This window comes from Halodesulfurarchaeum sp. (assembly GCF_036626455.1).
Taxonomy (GTDB): Archaea; Halobacteriota; Halobacteria; order Halobacteriales; family Halobacteriaceae; genus Halodesulfurarchaeum.
On sequence record NZ_JAZKRK010000028.1, the window covers coordinates 1 to 20,930 of the forward strand.

The 20,930-nt window shown below is 60.1% G+C and carries 19 protein-coding genes and 2 tRNA genes; 11 read left to right on the plus strand and 10 right to left on the minus strand.

The window, feature by feature from the left end:
• Positions 1-75 (minus strand) — tRNA-Val (locus tag V5A26_RS08600).
• Positions 76-212: 137 nt separating this feature from the next.
• Between V5A26_RS08600 and trpD the strand changes: the two genes are divergently transcribed.
• From trpD to V5A26_RS08630, 6 genes are all read left to right on the plus strand, one after another.
• Positions 213-1,217, plus strand: coding sequence for an anthranilate phosphoribosyltransferase (trpD, locus tag V5A26_RS08605; protein ID WP_332321684.1), 1,005 nt, complete (start codon positions 213-215; stop codon positions 1,215-1,217).
• A 1-nt stretch (position 1,218) separates the two neighbouring features.
• Positions 1,219-1,854, plus strand: coding sequence for a phosphoribosylanthranilate isomerase (locus V5A26_RS08610; RefSeq protein WP_332321683.1), 636 nt, complete (start codon positions 1,219-1,221; stop codon positions 1,852-1,854).
• The gene (gene trpE / locus V5A26_RS08615) at positions 1,851-3,416 is read left to right on the plus strand and encodes an anthranilate synthase component I (protein ID WP_332321682.1); all 1,566 of its coding nucleotides are present in this window, start codon (positions 1,851-1,853) and stop codon (positions 3,414-3,416) included. The genes V5A26_RS08610 and trpE overlap by 4 nt, the downstream gene beginning before the upstream one ends.
• Positions 3,413-4,018 carry an anthranilate synthase component II gene (gene trpG, locus V5A26_RS08620; protein ID WP_332321681.1) on the plus strand — a complete coding sequence of 202 codons (606 nt, stop codon included), beginning with the start codon at positions 3,413-3,415 and terminating at the stop codon, positions 4,016-4,018. Before trpE ends, trpG begins: the two co-directional genes overlap by 4 nt.
• 262 nt (positions 4,019-4,280) lie before the next feature.
• A complete protein-coding gene (locus V5A26_RS08625) occupies positions 4,281-8,504 on the plus strand; it encodes an LAGLIDADG family homing endonuclease (RefSeq protein ID WP_332321680.1) in 4,224 nt (1,407 codons plus the stop codon).
• A 37-nt stretch (positions 8,505-8,541) separates the two neighbouring features.
• On the plus strand, positions 8,542-8,901 hold the full coding sequence (locus V5A26_RS08630; RefSeq protein WP_332321679.1) for a DUF5830 family protein: 360 nt from the start codon (positions 8,542-8,544) through the stop codon (positions 8,899-8,901).
• A 7-nt stretch (positions 8,902-8,908) separates the two neighbouring features.
• On the opposite strand, the gene V5A26_RS08635 is transcribed toward V5A26_RS08630, so the two are convergent.
• Entirely contained in the window at positions 8,909-9,811 is a 903-nt protein-coding gene (locus V5A26_RS08635) for a DUF7115 domain-containing protein (RefSeq protein ID WP_332321678.1), read from the minus strand.
• Between the two features lie 93 nt (positions 9,812-9,904).
• Between V5A26_RS08635 and V5A26_RS08640 the strand changes: the two genes are divergently transcribed.
• Together V5A26_RS08640 and V5A26_RS08645 are read left to right on the plus strand one after the other, a co-directional pair.
• A tRNA-Met gene (locus V5A26_RS08640) sits at positions 9,905-10,043 on the plus strand.
• A gap of 165 nt (positions 10,044-10,208) precedes the next feature.
• Entirely contained in the window at positions 10,209-11,318 is a 1,110-nt protein-coding gene (locus tag V5A26_RS08645; RefSeq protein WP_332321677.1) for a sensor histidine kinase, read from the plus strand.
• 60 nt (positions 11,319-11,378) lie between these two features.
• Here the strand turns inward: V5A26_RS08645 and V5A26_RS08650 are convergent, their stop codons facing one another.
• Positions 11,379-11,807, minus strand: coding sequence for an RDD family protein (locus V5A26_RS08650; RefSeq protein ID WP_332321676.1), 429 nt, complete (start codon positions 11,805-11,807; stop codon positions 11,379-11,381).
• 222 nt (positions 11,808-12,029) lie between these two features.
• On the opposite strand from V5A26_RS08650, the gene V5A26_RS08655 reads away from it, so the two are divergent.
• Complete coding sequence (locus V5A26_RS08655) at positions 12,030-12,263, plus strand: hypothetical protein (RefSeq protein ID WP_332321675.1); 234 nt, start codon at positions 12,030-12,032, stop codon at positions 12,261-12,263.
• 40 nt (positions 12,264-12,303) lie between these two features.
• Positions 12,304-13,275, plus strand: a complete 972-nt coding sequence (locus tag V5A26_RS08660; RefSeq protein ID WP_332321674.1) for an aldo/keto reductase — start codon at positions 12,304-12,306, stop codon at positions 13,273-13,275.
• Here the strand turns inward: V5A26_RS08660 and V5A26_RS08665 are convergent, their stop codons facing one another.
• Genes V5A26_RS08665 through V5A26_RS08675 form a run of 3 tightly spaced genes read right to left on the minus strand, consistent with a single transcriptional unit; the run spans position 13,276 to position 15,261 of the window.
• Positions 13,276-13,755 carry a GNAT family N-acetyltransferase gene (locus V5A26_RS08665; RefSeq protein WP_332321673.1) on the minus strand — a complete coding sequence of 160 codons (480 nt, stop codon included), beginning with the start codon at positions 13,753-13,755 and terminating at the stop codon, positions 13,276-13,278.
• 25 nt (positions 13,756-13,780) lie between these two features.
• Complete coding sequence (locus V5A26_RS08670; protein WP_332321672.1) at positions 13,781-14,713, minus strand: DMT family transporter; 933 nt, start codon at positions 14,711-14,713, stop codon at positions 13,781-13,783.
• Between the two features lie 26 nt (positions 14,714-14,739).
• Positions 14,740-15,261: a CBS domain-containing protein gene (locus tag V5A26_RS08675; protein WP_332321671.1), complete on the minus strand. Its 522-nt coding sequence runs from the start codon at positions 15,259-15,261 to the stop codon at positions 14,740-14,742.
• 72 nt (positions 15,262-15,333) lie between these two features.
• Here V5A26_RS08675 and V5A26_RS08680 point away from each other — a divergent pair, with 72 nt between their 5' ends.
• On the plus strand, positions 15,334-15,948 hold the full coding sequence (locus V5A26_RS08680) for a ribonuclease H (protein ID WP_332321670.1): 615 nt from the start codon (positions 15,334-15,336) through the stop codon (positions 15,946-15,948).
• Between the two features lies 1 nt (position 15,949).
• Here the strand turns inward: V5A26_RS08680 and V5A26_RS08685 are convergent, their stop codons facing one another.
• From V5A26_RS08685 to V5A26_RS08700, 4 genes are read right to left on the minus strand one after another with little or no spacing between them, the layout of a single operon-like run.
• Positions 15,950-18,220 (minus strand): NADP-dependent malic enzyme, encoded by a 2,271-nt coding sequence (locus V5A26_RS08685; protein WP_332321669.1) that lies wholly within the window; start codon positions 18,218-18,220, stop codon positions 15,950-15,952.
• A gap of 42 nt (positions 18,221-18,262) precedes the next feature.
• A complete protein-coding gene (locus V5A26_RS08690) occupies positions 18,263-19,735 on the minus strand; it encodes a replication factor C large subunit (RefSeq protein ID WP_332321668.1) in 1,473 nt (490 codons plus the stop codon).
• Positions 19,736-19,775: 40 nt separating this feature from the next.
• Positions 19,776-20,396, minus strand: a complete 621-nt coding sequence (locus V5A26_RS08695; RefSeq protein ID WP_332321667.1) for a class I SAM-dependent methyltransferase — start codon at positions 20,394-20,396, stop codon at positions 19,776-19,778.
• 22 nt (positions 20,397-20,418) lie between these two features.
• Positions 20,419-20,919, minus strand: a complete 501-nt coding sequence (locus V5A26_RS08700; protein ID WP_332321666.1) for a GNAT family N-acetyltransferase — start codon at positions 20,917-20,919, stop codon at positions 20,419-20,421.
• Positions 20,920-20,930 lie beyond the last annotated feature (11 nt).

The window sequence follows — 20,930 nt, forward strand, 5'->3', positions numbered from 1 at the left end:
TGGGTCGGGGCGGATTCGAACCGCCGGTCTCCTCCATGTCAAGGAGGTGTCATAGCCAGACTAGACCACCGACCCTCGAGCTTGCACCCGATGATATCCGGTCGGAACAGTTGAAGGTTTCGAAACAGCCGACCCGGAGTATGCATTACGAAAGCGTTAAGTGATGTACAATCTTGTTCATTAGATACCGAATCAGTACATCAGTGGTTCCCATGAAAGCATATATCGAACGGGTTGCCGCAGGCGAGGATCTGAGCGTTGTACAGGCCCGCTCCGCGGCAACAGCAGTCTTCGAAGACGCAACCGACGCACAGATCGGAGCCTTGCTGGCCGCACTCCGGGCAAAGGGAGAAACCGAAGCGGAGATTGCCGGGTTCGCACAAGGAATGCGAAACGCAGCCCGAACCATCGATCCCGAACGCACTCCGCTGGTTGACACGTGTGGAACTGGGGGCGACGAATACGACACCATAAACGTCTCGACCGCGAGTGCCATCGTCGCGAGCGGGGCGGGCGTCCCGATCGCAAAACACGGCAATTACTCGGTCTCCTCGTCCTCCGGAAGTGCAGACGTCCTTGAGGAGGTCGGGGTTTCGGTCGAGGCTGAGCCACCGGCTGTCGAGCAAGCGATCGAGCAGTCAGGAATTGGATTCATGCTCGCGCCCGTATTCCACCCAGCGATGAAGGCCGTCATCGGGCCGCGTCAGGAACTCGGCATGCGAACGGTATTCAACGTGCTCGGTCCGCTGACCAATCCTGCCGGGGCGGACGCACAGGTCCTGGGAGTGTATGATCCCGATCTGGTTCCGCTGATCGCACAGGCGCTTGCTCACATGCCCGTGGAACATGCCTTGGTCGTCCACGGGTCGGGGCTCGACGAGATCGCGATCCACGACCAGACGATAGTGGCAGAGGTCCGGGGCGAGTCGATCGAGGAATACACACTCCAGCCGTCGGATATGGGCGTCTCTCAGGCCGGGATCGAAACGGTCGCTGGGGGCAGTCCAGCGGAGAACGCCACCTATCTCCGACGAATTCTCGACGGGACCGCCGACGGCCCCATGCGGGATATCGTTTTGGCTAACGCCGGTGCAGCCATCTATGTCGCTGGCGAGGCTTCTTCGCTGGTCGATGGGGCCGAAGCAGCCCTGCAGGCGATCGAATCGGGGGCGGCCCGCTCGAAACTCGCCGAGCTTGCAGAGGTACCAGCAGCCTGATATGCCCCGCGTGAAAGTCTGTGGGTTTGCAAATGAGGAGGACGTGAGCGCAGCGGTGTCGGTGGGGGTCGACGCGGTGGGAACCATCGTCGACGTCCCCGTCGAGACGCCCCGGGAAGTCTCACCCAGCAACGCGGCCTCGCTCGTGGGGACTGTCCCGCCTTTCGTCAGCAGCGTCCTCGTCACGATGCCGGACTCCGTCGACCGGGCGCGGGAGCTAATTGATATTGTCCACCCGGATGCCATTCAAATCCATGGTGGCCTCTCCCCGAGTGCGGTAGGTGAACTTGCGGAGGCCGGAATCACGACCATTGCGTCGGTCGACCACGGCAACCCCGATATTGAACAGTATGCAACTGTGGCCGACGCCGTTCTCGTGGATTCGTCGGATGAACGTGGGGCCGGGGGGACGGGTCGAACTCACGACTGGAGTGTCACCCGCGACTTGGGGGGCCTCGAGGCTCCGATCATTTTGGCAGGAGGGCTGACTCCAGCAAACGTCGATGCGGCCGTCGAAATGGTCGATCCCTACGCGGTCGATGTCGCATCTGGCGTCGAAATCGAACCCGGCCGGAAGGACCCAGCGCGACTCAGACAGTTTGTCGAAGCCGCAACCTCGGCGGGGAGCACTCCATGAATCCGCTTTCTATCTCCGAATCCGAGTTTGTCGAACTCGTGTCGGGTACTGAACCTGTCGTTGCGCGGGTCGCTGCAGAACTCCCGGTCGACGTGTCGCCACTCTCGGCGGCAGTTGCCTTGGATGCGGACAGCGATTACAGCTTTCTCCTCGAAAGCGGCGAAAAGACGGCTGCTAGTGACCCAGTCGATGCCTTTTCGGCTGGTGGGTCGACGGATCGCCACGCACGGTTTTCCTTTGTCGGCTACGATCCGGACGCGGTCATTACCCTCGATGCGGAGGGAGACCGCGTCGAACAATTGCGCGATTCTTTCGCAGCCAAACTCGTAAGCCCTGGTGAGGGTGACGTGCTCGACCGCCTGCGGGGAGCGCTCCCCGATATCGAACGGCGGGGGTTTCCAGACGGGGATCGACAACTGCTTTCCGGTGGCGTGGTCGGCTTCTTGGCCTACGATGCGGTGTATGACCTCTGGTTGGAGGAAGTCGGTCTCGAACGACCGGAACAGCGTGTCCCGGACGCCCAGTTTGCGCTCTCGACGCGGACGCTTGTGTTCGATCACGTGGCGGAGTCAGTCACACTCGTCTTCACCCCGGTCGTTCCTCCGACAGCGGACCCAAGGACCGTCTATTCGGAGTTGGTGGCCGAAGCGAATTCCGTCACGGAGCGTCTGAAGGGGGCCACGGCCCCATCCGCGGGAACGTTTCACCGAACTGATGAGCGCACTGGTGACCGGGCCGTGTACGAGGAGGCGGTCGGAAACGCAAAACAGGCCGTCAACGAGGGCGAGGTGTATCAGGCAGTTATCTCGCGCACGCGAGAACTGAGCGGTGACATCGATCCCGTCGCGTTGTACGAGTCGATGCGAGCGGTGAATCCCTCACCGTACATGTACCTGCTTTCCCATGGCGACCGGTCCATCGTCGGGGCTAGTCCGGAGACACTCGTCTCGGTCGCCGGAGAAACCGTCCTGAACAACCCGATCGCCGGGACCTGTCCACGAGGGTCGAGCCCCGCCGAAGATCGCCGATTGGCCGGTGAAATGCTCGCGGACGACAAGGAGCGGGCAGAACATACGATGTTGGTGGACCTGGCCCGAAATGACGTGCGACGCGTGTCCCGCCCGGGCAGCGTGTCCGTCGATGAGTTCATGCGGGTGCTGAAGTACAGTCACGTCCAGCACATCGAGTCGACAGTGACGGGGCAACTCCGTGACGATCAGGACGCTTTCGATGCGATTCGGGCGTGTTTTCCAGCGGGGACACTTTCGGGCGCCCCAAAGATCCGGGCGATGGAACTCATCGACGAACTCGAAACGGAACCGCGAGGGGTTTACGGTGGTGGGGTCGGCTACGTCTCCTGGCAGGGGGACGCAGACATGGCCATCGTGATCCGGACCGCAACCATCGAGCATGGTATCCCGGATCTACTCAGAGTCAGGGCCGGCGCGGGAGTGGTTGCCGATTCCGATCCCCCGAGCGAATACGAGGAAACGGAAGCGAAGATGAATGGGGCATTGACTGCTCTGACAGCCATCGAAGCCCCACCGGAGTCCCCCCAATGAAGATTCTCGTCATCGACAACTACGATTCGTTCACGTACAACCTGGTTGAGTACGTGTCCGAGACCCGCCTCCCGGATGGGAGCCGTCCCGAAACTGTCGTGTTGAAAAACTCCATGGACATCGGGGCTGTGCGGGCCGAATCGCCGGATGCTATCCTCATCAGTCCTGGCCCTGGGCATCCTGAAAACGAGCGGGACATCGGGGTGTCAGCGCCGGTCCTCCGCGAGGTCTCACAGTCGGTACCCACGCTGGGAGTCTGTCTGGGCATGGAAGCGGCTGTGTCGGTGTATGGTGGAACCGTTGGAACGGCACCCGAACCAGTTCACGGAAAGGCGGCCCCAGTCGAGCACGATGGCCGTGGGATCTTCGACGGAATCGAAGAGGGGTTTCAGGGGGGCCGCTATCACTCTCTCGTCGCGCTGTCGGTCCCCGCCGAATTCGAGATCACGGCCCGAACTAATCAGGATGACGAGTCAATTCCGATGGCGATCCGGCATCGCGAGCATCCGATCACCGCCGTTCAATTCCATCCGGAAAGTGTCTTGACTGCCGTGGGCCACGATCTCATCAGGAACTTCCTGCAGGGCGTCGAGAGCGGGTAACCAGTCGGTTTCGACGAAAACGAGTCCGGAGGAGATCGCCGGTCTTGAGAGTCCTCCCCACGGTTTCCACTTTCGGTCCGCTGGGAATAGGCTTATACTGGTGCCCCCGTTACCGAAGTAGTGGTTACATACCCACCGGGTGTGGCGAGGAACCCACACCCGGAGGGCGCAAATGCGCACTCGCCGGTCAAAGGGGGTTGGACCGGCACCGGCCACAATACATGCACATGGGACATTCACGACTGACACAGGAGGTATCGAGATGAGCACGGACGAGACCGGGGAGTACACGCTTCCCGTCAAACGGGTCACCGGTGACACACTCGCGGACCGACTCACGGCAAACGCTTATCACAACATCCTCCCTGCTCGGTATCTCAAACAGGACGCTGAAGGGGAACTTGTGGAGGACCAGGAGGACCTTTTCGTCCGGGTCGCCCGGAACATCGCCCTCGCGGAGGTCCCCTACGAAGCCGCAAAACGCGATACGGAGGTTACCGTCGGGCCCGATCAGCTCAAACCCGACCACCCCCGTCGGGACGAACTCGCCGCGGAGGTTTTCGGCTCCGGAACCACTGTCAAAGACGACGTCGAGACCGAACTCACTCCGGAAATCGTCAACAAATTCGCTTACGAGACCGTTGTTCCCGAAGTTCCCGATGAGATCAGGGAGCACGTCGAATCGCTCGCTGCGGAGTACGAAGGGGTGATGTCGACGTTGTCGTTCATGCCGAACTCCCCGACGCTGATGAACGCCGGGAACGAACTCCAACAGCTGTCGGCGTGTTTCGTCAACTCACCGGACGACGATCTTGCCGACATCCACGAGACCGCCAAAGAGGCCGCCTTGACGTTCCAAAGCGGCGGCGGGATGGGCTATGCGTTCTGGAAGCTCCGGCCATATGGGGACACGGTCGGTTCGACTGGGGGGATAGCCTCAGGCCCGATTACCTTCATGCGCACCTTCGACCAGATGACCGAAACGATCGCCCAGGGTGGCACACGCCGAGGGGCCCAGATGGCGGTCATGCGTATTTCTCATCCTGACGTCGTGGAGTTCATTCACTCGAAGAACAAGGACGTCTCACTTGCACACACGCTCAAACTCAACGACCCGGACGATCCCACCTACACCGACTTCGCCGAGGCCTTGGAGGAGGCACGAGACCTGATCGATGACGAGGGTCGGGTACCCGAACATCTCCGGAACGCCGTCGAAGGCCATCTCTCGAATTTCAACATCTCGGTCGGTGTCACGGACGGCTTTATGGAAGCGCTGGCAAACGACGAGGAATACACGCTCACCAACCCCCGGACCGAGGAGCCCCATATTTCGACCGAGGAAACGAAGGAGATGTATGCTCGATATGACCTCGGTGAACACGTCGAGGTTGGCGAGCAACTCACACTCCCGGCCTCGGTTCTTTGGGATCGCATCGTCGAAGGCGCTCACGAAAATGGCGAACCTGGCGTGATTTACTTGGAGCGGGCGAACAAGGAACATTCCTTCGACGTGGAGGAACACCCCGATCACCGGATGCTCGCGACGAACCCGTGTGTTACCGGTGACACGCTGATCAGTACCGAGGACGGCCTCGTCCCGGCCGAAGAACTCTACGAGCAAGGGGTCGCTCGCGACGTTGTCGTCGACAGTCGGCTGAGCGACGATCCGATGAAAGAGGCGAGTAGCGTCTTCAAAACCGGCGTCAAGGATGTCTACGAACTCGAAACCGAAGAAGGGTACCAACTCCGCCTGACGGCCGACCACCGGCTGATGACGGATGATGGCTGGGTTGAAGCCCAGAACCTCGAACCCGGTGATGCCGTCCACATTCAGGACCGGAAGGGTGCGTTCGGCAATCACGGCAGCGCCGCGGAGGGCCGTGTCCTCGGCTGGCTCGTCGGCGACGGTCACCTCAAAGACGGCGAGGAACGGGCCGTGCTCAACTTCTACGACGAGGACGCCGAGATCTCCGAGCAGTTCGCGACTGACGTCAACGACGTCGTTCGCGAACCGCTCGGGAACGGCGACTACGAGATCGGTGTCAATGGGATCTCCCGGAGTGACGAGTACCGTGGGCCCCAGGCCGTCGAACAGCGCATTCGCTCCGCACGTCTCTACGAGTACGCCGCGGAGGCCGGGCTTGCGGAGACGAAACACCAGGTTCCGGAGGCGGTCATGCGAGGCAGCGAAGAGATGGCCCGTGGCTTCCTGCGGGCCATCTTTACGGCCGACGGAAGCGTGCAGGGCAACGCCGAGAAGGGCGTCTCCGTTCGACTGACGAGCACGAGCACCGATCTCCTCAGGGAGGTCCAGCGGCTCCTGACCAACTTCGGTGTCTTCAGCAAACTCTACGAGGACCGCCACGAGGCCGGCACACAGGAGATGCCCGACGGCACGGGCGGAACTGCGACCTACGAGCGCCAGGCCGACCACGACCTGGTCATCTTGAAGGACGCCCTCCTCACCTTCCAGGAGGAGATCGGTTTCCTTCGCGAGGACAAAACCGCAGCCCTCGAAGACCGACTCGCCAACTACAAACGAGGTCCGTACAGCGAGTCCTTTACGGCGACGGTCGAGGCAGTCGACTACGACGGACACGAGCCCGTCTATGACTTGACGGAGCCGGATACCCATTCTTTCGTCGCGAACGGGATGGTCTGTCACAACTGCGGGGAACAGCCGTTGGAGGAGTACGAGGCCTGTAACCTCGGTCACGTCAACCTCTCGACTATCGCTGCAACTGATAGTTCCGACTGGCGGGCGTGGTCAACAGCCAATGCGGACACCTACGATACGCAGGAGGACGCGATCGAAGCGTTCCTCGATGGGGCGATCGACTGGGAGGAGTTCAACCGCCGCATCAAGCTCGGGACCCGCTTCCTCGAAGACGTCGTCACGATGTCCGATTTCCCCGTCGAGAAGATCACCGAGACGGTCCGGGAGATGCGAAAGATCGGCCTGGGAATCATGGGCATCGCCCAACTGTTCGTCCAACTCGGGATGCGCTATGGCTCCGAGCCGGCAAATGAGGTCGCCCGCCAGCTCATGACCCATATCAATCACGAGTCCAAACGGATCTCTCACGAACTCGCTACCGAACGGGGCACGTTTTCGGAGTGGGACAAATCCAAGTACGCCGATCCGACTCGCTACGCAGACTGGTTCGAGCATCACACGGGCGAAGATCCAGCAGACTGGGAAGACGGGTATCCCATCCGGAATCACAACACGACCACGATCGCTCCGACAGGGACGACTTCGATGGTGGGCAATACGACCGGTGGGTGTGAACCCATCTTCAATGTCGCTTACTACAAGAACGTCTCCGACGACGTGCAGGGCGACGAGATGCTGGTCGAGTTTGACGATTACTTCCTGCGAACTCTGGAGGCAAACGACATCGACGTCGAGACCGTCAAATCCGAGGCGATCGATCAGATGGCAACAAACGAATTCGACGGTTTAGCGGGACTCTCGACAGTCCCTAACCCCATCGCGGAACTGTTCGTGACCTCCAGTGACCTTTCCGGGAAGGAACACGCCTCGATCCAGACCGCCCTCCAGAAAGGGGTCGACTCCTCGATCTCCAAGACGGTGAACTTCCCCCGAGAGGCGACCGTCGAGGAGATGGACGACGTCTTCCGCTATATTTATGACCACGGTGGCAAGGGCGTCACCGTCTATCGAGATGGAACTCGCTCGAAACAGGTGCTTACGACGCGGGCCCAGAACGCGGAATACGCTGACATGGACGAGGATGAGGCCGCCGAGATGATAGTCGAGCAGATCGAGACTGTCTTTGGTGGCTTCGAAGCGTTCATCGATCATGAGGAAGTCAAAACGCTTCTCGGTGTCGATCTCGAGAGCCTCGAACAACCCGATTACGCCGAAAAGCGCTCTCGACCCGACGCTTTGCGTGGGGTCAGCCAACGCATTGACACGGGGTACGGGAAACTGTACGTCACGATCAACGAAGACGGCGAAGGCCGACCCTTCGAACTGTTCGCGAATATCGGCCACTCCGGTGGGTTCACCAACTCCTTCACCGAGGCCCTCGCAAAGGTCATCTCCACAGCGCTTCGGTCCGAGGTGGACCCCTACGAGATCGTCGACGAACTCAAAGGAACCCGCAGTCCCAAAGTCGCCTGGGACAAAGGGGAGCAGATCAACTCGATCCCCGACGCTGTCGGGACGGCGATGTGGCGGTACCTTGAGGACGAGGTCGACAAACCGTACCCACAACAGGAGACCCTCGACGAGATCGAGGGCGAAGCGGGAAGTGGGGCCGAAGAAACCGTTCCTGAACAGGGTCCGGAACCCGATGGCGGCGCCGCGGCGGAAGTCGGCTCCAAAGCCGATTCGACGCAGTCGCTTATCGACGCCGGCGAGAGTCCGGAGTGTCCGGAGTGTGGCTCCATGGACCTGTACTACTCCGAGGGGTGCAAGACCTGTCAGGCATGTGGGTGGAGCGAGTGTAGCTAGGGACAACGCTTATTCGACTCTCGATTGATCCGTACCTGTGACAGACCGGGAGCGGGTAAAACGTGGCCTCGAACTGCTCGAACACTTCGAGGACGCCGAACTCTCAGTCGCCGAGGCGATCGATCGCCTCGAAACCGTGACGACCGATCCGAGAACGACTCGTGAGATCCTCGAACGAGCAGAAGCTGACGGCCTGATCGATCGGGAGGGAGGAACGATCCGACCCCTTGGATCGACCTACCTCAGTTTCGAAGCCGACGTCATCACGAAAGAGGGTGAATTCAATTGCCGGCGGTGTGGGGCCTCGCTTTCAACCGGGTTTTTCATGAATCTCGACTCGGGTGAGCACGGGCCGTTCGGCTCGTCCTGTATCAGAAAAGTCACTGGCAGAGACTAATCGAGGATCACTCTTTGATATGGTCTCGGAGGGACTCCAGACGCGCCCGCTGCTTTGAGAGGGCCTCCTGTTGGGACTCGATTAGGGCCGCCTGCTCGTCGATCGCCGTTTCGAGGGCGTCCAGTTCTGTTTCGAGTGACGACGGATCGATACCGGTGGCAGAGACGAAGACAACTTCGTCGTCCTCGGCTGTCGACTTGGAATCGCCGGGCGAATTCGACCCGTTGCCACCAGTTTCCGCCACATCTGTCTCACTTTCGTCGCTTTCGTCCGGCGTGACAACTGCTTCGAAGGATGCCTGGTCCGAAACATCGTAATAGGCATACACCGCCTCCCGAACGGTTTCGTCGACGGCTCTGAACCCCTCGTTCGGCGTTTTGATTCGTTCCGTTCGACCCGAAGTGGTCACCACGAGTTGTGAGGAAACGTTCCCTTCCTCCGTGGTTATTCCCTGGATGTCATCAAACGGAACTGTCACGTACTCCTGGTCCCAGACGGGGGTTCCCACATGTTTGACCAGCCGTCGGCTGGTTACGACCAGGGTAAGTTCGCCGAAGCGGTAGGTTCCCTCGACTGTTTCCTCGGTCTCGATAACTCCGGTTGAACGGAACACCTCCGTCAGAATCGGGTATAACGCGTTTTCGATGGCCGACTCTGGGATGTTGAGCAATCCTTCCCCGTCGGTCCCGTAACCGAACGTTATCGTCGCTTTTCGGCGTTTTTCGGTCAACTCGATCCGTTCGGCGTCGTGCGGGTAGGTCTCGACTGATTCGTCACTCAGAAACCCCTCCGCTCCATAATAGATCGTCCGGCTTGGCGTGAGGTACAAGGCGTCCTCCCCTTTGAGCGAGACGACCTCGGTAATCGTCTCGTCCCCGAGGACCTCCTCGACGGCCGTCGGTACGTCCATACCGATATGTTCCCGTCCGCCGTGATAAAGTCGGCGGGTCGCCCCACCGGAGATACAAAGGTTTTAGAGGCAAACCATCTTACCCGCTGGTGAGCCCGGGTGGCTTAGTGGTTATAGCGCCGCACTCATAGGGTTTCGAGTTTCGGTGCGGCTGGTACACTCGCAGCTCAGGTCGACCGAGCCTTGGACCTGGGACATGCGGAGGTCGAGGGTTCGAACCCCTCCCCGGGCATTTCATTCTCCCGAGAACAATCTGTGTAGTGACATGTCTACAAAGGGGCTCCCTACCAGTGTTGTTCTGAGGGGACAAATCGCCACCCTGGCTCCCCCGTACCGATTTTTTGTATTGATAATTCAATCGATGTTTTTATTGTGATTAGTGGATAACGAGTTATTTGTGTCGCCCTCCACAGCTGATCAGGAGGTCTCCCCCCATTCCGTAACAGCGATCGCGAAAGATCTGGTAGAGGCGGTCGGTCCTGGCGGATATTGGCTGGTCCTCGGGGCCGGTGTCGCACTCATGTTTGGATCCGAACTCGTCTTGTTCCTCTATGGCAGTCCGATTGCGATTATTCAATTCCTCGAACTCGTATTGCCGATGGCTGTCGGAATTGGCCTGGTCTGGTATGGCTTTCAACTTCGAGATCACGAGTTTTCCTCCTGGCAAATTGCCGTCCTTGGACTTGCCGTGCTCTTTGGAATGGGGCTGTTCGTCGTCTTGGCGGCATACATGAGTGTGTTGCTCAGACTTGAACACAGTGTTCCCCACGAGTCGATCTATTTGCTCCTCAATGCAATGGCTCTGGGGGCAGCCCTCAACTTCGTCTACGCGTATCAATACATCAAGGTCAAGTCCAGAGCGAAGCACCTCGAAAACCGCGTCGATCGGCTGGTGACGATCCTTTCACGGGCCTCCCACGACCTCAAAAACCCGCTCAACGTTGCGCAGGGGTATGCCGAGCTATTGGAAGACGAACGTGATGATTCCGACCGCGTCGCTCCTTTACAGGACGCCCTGGCTCGGATTCATTCGTTGATCGACGAACTCGTGGTGTTTGCCCACTCGAACCACTCCACGGAGCGCCGTGAATCCATGTCACTCGAATCTGTCACCACGGATTCCTGGGCGATGGTCGAAACGAATGCAGGCGTTCTCACAATCGAATCGGACTGTCGTTTCGCGGCCGATCCGGACCGGGTCCAACACCTCTTTGAGAACCTCTTTCGCAACGCGAGTGAACACGGTGACCCGGAGCCGACAGTCACTGTCGGCGAACTCGAATCGGGAGACGGATTTTACGTTTCCGACGACGGGCCCGGTATTCCCAAATCTGACCGCGAAGCTGTGTTTGAAGCGGGGTATACCACGGCCGCGGACGGGACTGGATTGGGACTGAACATCGTCGCGGAGATCTGTGAGGTCCACGACTGGTCGATCGCAGTAGAGGAAAGTTCCAGTGGTGGCACCCGATTTGAAATCACTGGAACCACCAACAAGGCGGCCTGAAAGTTCGAGGACCTCGGTTAGAATTACCGTTCGGGCCGGCCGAACGGCCGACTGACACACTCAGGAACTCGTTTTCATCACGACGGTGTTGCCCAGCATGTCACCGAGCCGCTGGTTGTCCTCGGAGATGAGGATGAGGATGATACCGATGATATATAATGTCGGCAGCGTATCGATGATTCTGAGGATGTTCCGGATGGCGGACGCCGTCATGGTATTCCGGCTCCCATCTGATTTCACGACCACGATACCCATCGCCCGTTTTCCGATCGTCTGGCCATAGGCCCCTTCCAAATAGATGAAGTAAAGAATCGCACCGAAGCCATACAGAACCCCTCCCAGACTTGCGAGTCTCGGGCTGATCGCGGTAAAGATGCCAATGATGGCAATGGCGATTGCCCCGAGGACGAGCCCATCGATCAGAAACGCGATGATTCGAGCTATGAACGTTTCCGTTTGCGTTCCGTGCTGCGGATTTGGTCTCTCCATGTGGCGAAATGCTCATGCAATCCTATTTAAACCAAGGGGCCGATTCGGGTAAGGGCGAGTAAAGCAATTAAAAGCCACAATAAACCGTTTCGCTCCAGGAAACCGCTTCGTAAAATGGACTGAAACGGGTGCCCGGGTCCTGAAATACGGTGAACTAACAATAACCTTCGCCCCCATATATAATCCTGGCAATCCTTGAGTTAGATGTAGAGGTGTCCCCCAATGTCACATCCCTCCCCCACGCCTGACTCGACCGCCCAGAGCCCACCCCGCTCTGGGAGGCTCCTCCGACCCTTCCAAGCGCTGGGTTTTTGGGCCGCAGTTGGCCTGCCCTTCATCTACGTCCCGCTGGTCCTTCGAGGCCTCGAAACGCCTTCGATACAACTCACCGTGGCAGTGCTAATCGCCGCTCACGTCCTTGCACTCGTGCTCGGTCGGCACTACAATACCGACTGACTGAGTCGGCTTTTTGTCAGTGGGCCCGGTACGGTTCGATATGGAACTGGACACGGTGCCCCTCGGACGGACTGGAACCCAGGTATCCGAACTCGCCTTTGGAACCTGGCGGTTCGGCCGAGAGGACGATACTGGCGCCATCGAAATCGAGCAGGACCACGCACATCGGCTGTTGGACGCATACGATGCGGCTGGCGGACGATTCATTGATACGGCCGACATGTACGGTGACGGCCGTGCCGAAACATATGTTGGCGAGTGGCTCGCCGAGCGGGATCGAGAGGATTACGTTGTTGCTTCGAAGATCTACTGGCCGACCCGCGAGGCCGATCCCAACGGTCGCGGCCTCGGTCGGAAACACCTCCGGCGTCAGATTGACCGCATACTCGACCGGTTGGGCACCGAGTACCTCGATCTACTGTACATTCACCGGTGGGATGAAGCGACCCCAGCCAGGGAGTTCATGCGGACACTGAACGGGTTTGTTCGAGACGGACGGGTGAATTACCTTGGCGCATCGACACTGGAACCGAACGCCTGGAAGATCGTGAAGGCAAACGAAATCGCTCGACAGGAGAGCTACGAGCCGTTCAAAGTGGTCCAACCCCGATACAACGCGGTCAACCGGGAGATCGAAGGCGAGTTTTTGGATATGTGCTACGAGTACGATCTCGGCGTGATACCGTGGTCCCCCCTCGCAGGCGGCTTCCTCAGCGGGAAGTACACCCGTGGCGAATCACCGCCGGTCGGTTCCAGGGGGGCAACTGACAAGCAGTTCGTCGACTCGTATCTTACCCCGGAAAACTTCGACGTCCTCGAAGAAGTCGAGGCCGTCGCCGAGGAGGTCGACGCCTCACCGGCGCAAGTCAGTCTTGCTTGGCTTCTCACCCACGAACAAGTCATCGCGCCGATCGCCGGTGCGACTTCCATCGAGCAACTGGAGGAAGATTTGGGCGCCGCGACGATCGACTTGACTCGCTCACAGTTCGAACGGATCGCGACTGCGAAGTGATCAGGGTCCTTCGAGCACGACCTCTGGATGTTGGCCTTCTCCGATGGTGGTCCGGTCAGTTTTGATCCGTTCGAAGCCGTGTTCGGCGTAAAACGACATCATCTGATCGTTAGCTTCCAAGACCGTCGCCCGGAGTGGCTCCTTGTTTGTACCCATTTCTGACTCGATTACCTCGAGCAGTTCCTCGGCCACGCCACGGTTCCGATAGTCCGGAAGAACGTGGAGCCGAAGGATCGTCACCGCTGGACCAGACTGATTCGCGTGCACGAACCCGACGACCTCCCCGTCGATTTCGGCGACCCGGAACTCCGTCCCGGGATTCGAAAGTTCCATCCGGACGACGGCGTCCCCGTACCAATGGCTGACACCTGACTCGATGGTTTCCTGGCTCAAGGCGTTGGGGTAATCCCGGCGCCAGGCCCCGTCGGCCACCGCTCTGACCGCTTCGATGTCGTCTTCGGTGGCGTCCCTCACCTGCATACCTGATGCTATACGGGCTGGGCCTTTAATCATCAGGCCCCAGAAGCGCCGGCAGGCCCGCCAGTTCCTGGGCGATCGCCTCCCGTTTGATCAACCAGAACCCTGCGAAGATGACGAGAAAACCGACCCCCGTCGCCACCGAGACCGATTCGCCAAGCACGAGCCACCCCGTGAGCGCTGCCCAAAGCGGGGCTGCATAGGAGACGAGATTGATCTCGACGGGGCCCAGTTTCTCGAGCAGGTCGAAGTAGATGAGAAACCCAAGAGCGCTGGCGACGACTGACAGGTAGGCGAGTGCGAGCACCCCCTCGAGCGTCCAATCGACCGCCCCCACACCTTCGCCCACCCCGAGACTGATTGCATGGAGCATCACGGCCCCGAGAATCATCGACCAGGCTTCCATCGTCTCGATCGGTAATTCGGCGTCTATCGTCGTTGCGAGTACGCTCCCGAGAGCGAAACTCACGGCAGCCATCAACACGAGAAGTTCACCACCCAGGTCCGATTCTGCAAGTGCCGTGAGATTCGGTTGGGAGATGATGATCACACCGAACAGGCCCAGACCCAGCCCAACGAGGCCCATGCGGGAAAGGGCCTTTCCGGGGAGCATGAGGCGGGCGAAACCGGTCGTGAGAATCGGGCTCAGGCTCACGACGACAGCCGCGACGGCACTGGTCGTGGACAACTCCCCCACGAAGAGGAAGGCGTGGTACCCGGCGATCATAAAGGCCCCACCGACCAGCACTAATCCCCACTCCGACCGGGTCTCCGGGCGCCACTGGTTGACGGTCACGACGACGTACCCGATCATCAATATCGATGCCAGGTCGTACCTAACAGCGGCGAAGAGCACTGGCGTGTTGGCAAACGCGTCGAGTCCAGCTTTGATCGCCATAAACGCCGTTCCCCAGACCGCAGATAAGAAAAGCCAGGCAAGGAGATTCCGAACTCGCGACACGACTCAGGACTGGTCGGGGGCCGCTTTTAGGGTTCCGTTCCGCTCCCGGGCTTTGAGGCCAGTCGCCCACTTTCATAGAGGTAGTGCAACACGTCCTGTCGGGTGATGATACCGTCCACGAAGCCATCAGTCGTAACCGGGACTCGATTGATGTTTGGTTCGGGGCGAGCGAGAATTTCGATCACCGTTTCGATGTTCGTGTCCGGGCTGACTGTCACCACATCCTCGGTTATGACAGAACTGACAGGGTCTCCCGCCCGTCTGGCCAGATCGATCTCGATGTCCAGGTCGCCAAACGAGGCCTCGATGGCGTAATCGACCGGTTCTAGGAAGGGTGGCAATCCGATTGGAATCCAGAGTGTTCGGTCGCTCGGTTCGAAAATGTCGACCAGGTCCCGCTGGGTGACGATTCCGACGAGCCGGCCCTCGTCGTCGACAACCGGGAAGCCGTTGAAGTCCCGGCGTGACATCTCCTTGAGGACCGAGCCGACCGAGTCGTCGTGTTGGACTGTCTCCACCTCGGCCGTCATCAACTCGCGAGCGCTCATAGGCGTTCAATCGGCCCCCTGACCCATCAGTCTTGGCGAGGAGTTTATGTGGCAACCCCGGTAAGGAACGGTATGGCCACGAAGGGCCGGCCTCAACTCCGGGACCTCTTCGACGAAGCGCCAACGCCGCACATCGCCCATCCGCCACATACCCACCGTCGGGATTATTACGTGGCGACTGACGGCTCCTTTGAGTCAACAGGCGCGGGTCTGGGTGTCATCATCGAAACGCCCGCCGGCCGGCGTGTCAAACGACTCGCCGTCCCGGACGAGGCGCCGGACAACAATGTCGCTGAGTACCGGGCGCTACATTTAGGCCTCGACGCCCTCGCTGCTCGAGCCCCGCAAACAGCCTCGGTCGGCATCCTCGTGGATCACAACGATCTGGCGAGCAACGTCAACGCTGCTGTTTTGGCCGGTCGGGACCGGGAATTCAGGACACTTGCCGAGGTGAATCATCCACCTGGAACAGCCAGCCATTGGCGCGGCATTCGGGCCCGAATCGCGGGTTTTGACACCATCCGGGCCGCCGCTGTTGCAAGCGAGTTGAACCCGGCGCATCCACTGGCAAACGCGCCCGACGAATTCGCCCACGTCAATCAGGCTCCAACCCGGACCGGCGAGCAAAACGCCGGGAGGAACGGGGCCCCGCCACCCTCACGGGCTGACCGACACGCCGGTGACTGAGTTAGCTCCCACTGGATTGTTCTTGTGCGTCGACGACGGCGACCGCAGCAAGGTTGACGATATCAGCGACTGAATCACCACGCTGGAGGACGTGAACCGGTTGGTCCATCCCGACCAGCATGGGGCCGATCGCCTCGGCGTTGCCCAACCGCTGGAGGATTTTGTATCCGATATTCCCAGCCTCGAGGTTCGGAAAGACCAAGACGGTCGCCGGCTCGGAAAGCTCCGAGAAGTCATAGGTCCCCGTCAACATGTCCTCGACGAGCGCGGTATCGGCCTGCATTTCTCCGTCGACGGGATACTCCACGTCAGGGCGGTTGCGCAGCTGTTTTGCGGCTTTGCGGGGTACCCGGGTCGCGTCGTCGTCGACGCTCCCGAAGTCCGAATAGGACAACATGGCGACTCGCGGCTCGACGTTGAATTCACGTGCCAGGGAGGCTGTGTGATGGGCGATCTCCTCGAGACACGCTGCCGACGGGTCCCGATTCACCGTCGCGTCCGCGACGAACACAACCCGATTCTGGAACGTGAGCATGTAGACCCCTCCGGCGAACTCCGCGTCCGCCGCAGTGCCGATCACCTGAAGCGGGGGCCGGAGTGCTGATGGGTAATGATAGGTCAGTCCCGTGAGCATCGCGTCTGCCTCGCCCCGGTCCACGAGCACACTGGCGAGGTAGTTTGGATCCTTGGTCACCAGGTCTCTTGCCTCACTCCGGGTCATCCCCTTCCGCTGTCGCTGTCCGTAGAGATGATCACTCTGTACGGTGAGATCGGCCTGCTGTGGGTCGAGGATTTCGGGGTCGAATTCGAGACCCAGTTGCTCGACCCGGTCGGTGATCGTCTCACGATCCCCGATGAGAACCGGTTCGGCGATCTCTGCATCGACCATCTGATTGGCCGCTCGGATGGTTTTCTCGTCTGCACCCTCCGCCAGAGCGACTCGTTTCGGGTCCGACTTCGCCTTGTTGTAGATGATCCGCATCATCTCGCGGGATTTCCCCAGGCGGGCTTCCAGGTCCTCGCGATAGGCCTCGAGGTCCTCGATTACGTGTCTGGCGACCCCGGTTTCCATTGCGGCCTTCGCGACAGCAGGGGCCACTCGGAGAAGCACCCGCGGATCCAGAGGCTTCGGAATGACGTATTCGGGACCGAACTGCAACGGTTGGTCCCCGTAGGCTTGGACGACTTTGTCGGGCACGTCTTCCTGTGCAAGGTCCCCGAGCGCCTCGGCAGCGGCCACTTTCATCTCCTCGTTGATCTCGCTCGCCCGGACGTCGAGGGCGCCCCGGAAGATGAAGGGAAATCCCAGCACGTTGTTGATCTGGTTCGGGAAATCCGATCGCCCGGTGGCTGCGATGACGGTGTCCCCTCGGGCCGTTTTCGCTGCCTGATAACCGATCTCCGGGTCCGGATTGGCCATTGCGAAGACCATCGGGTTTGCTGCCATCGACCGGACCATCTCCGGGCTGACGATATCACCGACCGAGAGGCCGACGAAGACATCTGCGCCCACCATCGCAGCAGCCAGACCACCCTCCGGGACGTCACGGGTGAAGGCCGCTTTGTATTCGTTTAACTCGCCAGCCTCGGCTCTGGCCTCGGTCAGGATGCCCTGGGAGTCACACATCGTGATGTTCTCCCGCGGAACCCCCAACGCCGTGTAGAACCTGCCCGTCGCGATGGCACTCGCCCCGGCCCCGGAAATCACGACTGTCAGGTCATCCAGTTCCTTGTCGAGAATTTCGACGCCGTTTAGGAGGCCTGCGCCCGTGATAATTGCCGTTCCGTGTTGGTCGTCGTGAAAGACCGGAATGTCCATCTGCTCGCGGAGTCGCGCCTCGATTTCGAAACATTCCGGTGCGCGAATGTCTTCGAGATTGATCCCCCCGAAGGTCGGTTCCATCGCCAGGACCGATTCGACGAGCGCGTCGGTGTCGCTCAGATCGAGTTCGATGTCGAACACGTCGATGTCGGCGAATCGTTTGAACAGCACTCCTTTCCCTTCCATCACCGGCTTCGCGGCGTCGGCCCCGATGTTTCCCAACCCCAAGACCGCACTTCCGTTCGAGATCACACCGACGAGATTGCTCTTGGCCGTGTAGGTGTAGGCCTCGGTTTCGTCCTCGTCGATGTGTTCACATGGTGCGGCAACCCCCGGCGAGTACGCCAGGCTGAGATCGCGCTGAGTGTTGGTCGGTTTCGTCGTGGAAATGGAGATCTTTCCCGGTGGATCTCGGGCGTGATAGTCCAAAGCGTCCTCGTCAAGTCCCATGTCCAGACGTCCCGCGGCCTAATGCAAAAGTCTACCCGCCCGTTACACGAAATCCCCGAGCCCTGATTGAGCCTCATCCTCCGAGTCGGCCTCCTTATCCCCCTCACCGTTTGATTCGGTCTGGGACGTCTCATCCGGTTCCGTCTCGAACGTCCCATCCGATTCGGTGGATTCGAGGGTTACGTCCTCGGTCTCTGATCCGTGACTGCCGGCAAAGGCTCCGCCCGAGTGCTCGACAGCGGCGGCTGCTCGTAATTCGCCGGCATCCTCGACGATCGACTGGACTTTGTTCGTGTCTTCGCCACTTCCCGTCACGAAGGCTACGTGTTTTTCCTCGAGGTCATACGCCGCCGTCATCGCAACGGTCAATTCCCGGTTCTTGCAGTGGTGGGTCATCGCCGAAAGATACGGGAGGACGGTTCGGCGCGCACTTCCCATACTCATTCCCCCAATCTCGGCGATTTTGCGGGCCACGTAATCCCTCGTTTCTCGGGTCCCGCGAGAGCGGCCCAGTTTCGACCAGTAACTTGGGGGTCCGTACCGGGTCCAGCCGCCTTTCGTCCCGTCCCGGGCCGCGGCAACCCCGGCGGTGACATTGTCCGTCACGTACCGCCAGTAACTGTAATTCTGTGTCGCACGGACGCGCCCGAGCCACCGGTCTCCTGTCGACAGCGCGTCGTATGCCTGGGCCAACTCCCGGCCCTCGTAATCCTTCGGAACGTTGTCCTCGATCCAGTTGATCAGGTCATCCGGCGTTTCCTCGACATCGTACGCTGTTTTGAGGGCTTCTTCCGCGTCGGCCTCTTTCAGGACTGTGTCCAGGAAGGGGAAGATCCCTTTCGTTCGGTCGCGATTGCCCGTAACGACATCCTCGGCTTGCAGGACCGCGGTCGTCTCTGCAAGCGCCTGCAGGTCGTTGATCGCCGATCTGAGATCGCCGTCGTTTTTCTCCGCGATCGCCTCTAAGGCGTCGTCCTCGTAATCGATCCCTTCTCGCCGGCAGATATCCCGGAGCACCGGGAGGATCGACCGCTTCGAGACGTCCCGAAATTCGATGTCCTGACAGGCGTTTCGAAGCCCGGTTGATATCTCGTAAAACTCGTTGGCAATGAGAACGACCGGCTGAGTCCCCTCGGCGACCAGTCGCGAAATCGCCCCCGCGCCACCCCGGTCCACCGTGCCGTGGAGGTTGTCGGCTTCGTCGAGGATCACGAGTTTCCGCCCACCAGCGCCGCTACTGAGGGTGCCACTTCGCACAGCCTCTCCAGCGATTCGCTCGACGATGTCACCGGTCCGCTGGTCGCTCGCGTTGAGTTCGATCGTTTCCCAGCCCCGATCTGCAGCGAGCGCATGGGCCGCGGACGTTTTCCCGACCCCGGGGGAGCCGTGGAGGATGACTGCCTCTCTGTGCTCCGGCCACGTCTCGGCCCACGCTTCGAATTCGTCGCGAGCCGAGTCGTTCCCCCGGACCTCGGTCAGGGTTTCCGGCCGGTACCGTTCGGTCCAATCCGCCATTGCCCACTAGTTGCGGACTCCCGCGTTTATCGATTGTGGGTCAGCCCTGCGCTGTAAGTCGAGCCAGAAAGAGCTGTTTCTCACCCGTATCGGCAATCGAATCTGGAACCGTGTGGGTCCCGACGAGTTCGAAGCCCGCCGCTTCGAGGGCTGTGATCGTTTCGTCGGGGCCTGGATAACTCCACACCATCTCGACTCCCGAATCGAGCCAATCTGGGTTCCGCCCGGCCCAGCCTTCGGTTCCCGAGGAGAACAGTACCCAACCACCGGGTCGAAGGACCCGTGCCCACTCCTCGAAGACCGCTTGGTGGTCCGACCGCGGGACGTGAATGATCGAGTACAAGGCAACGACTGCGTCAATAATCGACCGACCAACCGGGAGGGCCGTCATTTCCCCCTGAAGGAGGGGTGCTGCGGGAACTGTCTTGGCTGCCAGCCGAAGTTGTTCGCGTGAGATGTCCAGTCCGATCACGTCAAATTGATCCACAAAATTGTTCAGGGCTGGTGTCCCATTGCCACACCCGACGTCCAGGATTCGAGCGCCCTCGTCGAGTCGATTGTCCAAATCCTCGAGAAAGGGCTTCGAAGCCGAGGATTCTCCTGTTGTGACAGCGTACTCCTCGGCTATCTCGTCATACCCTGCCTGGACGTCCTCGCGCATGTCAGCAGGTTTCCTCGGTCCCTCAAATGTCTTCTGGGGCGGAGAGGTCACGGGCCAGCATCTCGCCCCAGTGTTCGAAGCCGTGGTGATCATAAAACGTTCTGGCCCGGTCATTCGCCCGATCGACGTCCAAAAGGATCCGATCAAGCGGAAGGTCTTGTGCTCGGGCGGTCCTCACTGCGGCCTCCAGCAACTCCACCCCGACCCCAGTACCGCGAATCGCGGGGGCGACGTAGAGTTCGTTGAGGACGGCCCCGTCCCAAATATGGGCCATCGTGTCGGGAAGCACGAAGACGTAGCCGACGACCGAATCCCGCCGCTCTGCTACTTGTATGGCCCGGGATTCGTCTGTCCGGCAGCGATCGACCCAGTCGAGATAGCTGTGCCGGTACTGGTCATCGAGTTTGTCGGCATACCGGGTCGCTTTGGCGTCGTCACCGGTCCCTTCAGCGAGTCCCAGTTCGAATCCCTGTTTGAGTTCCCAGAGGGCATCGGCGTCCTCCTGGCGGTAGGGTCTGATCATGTGCCAGTCGG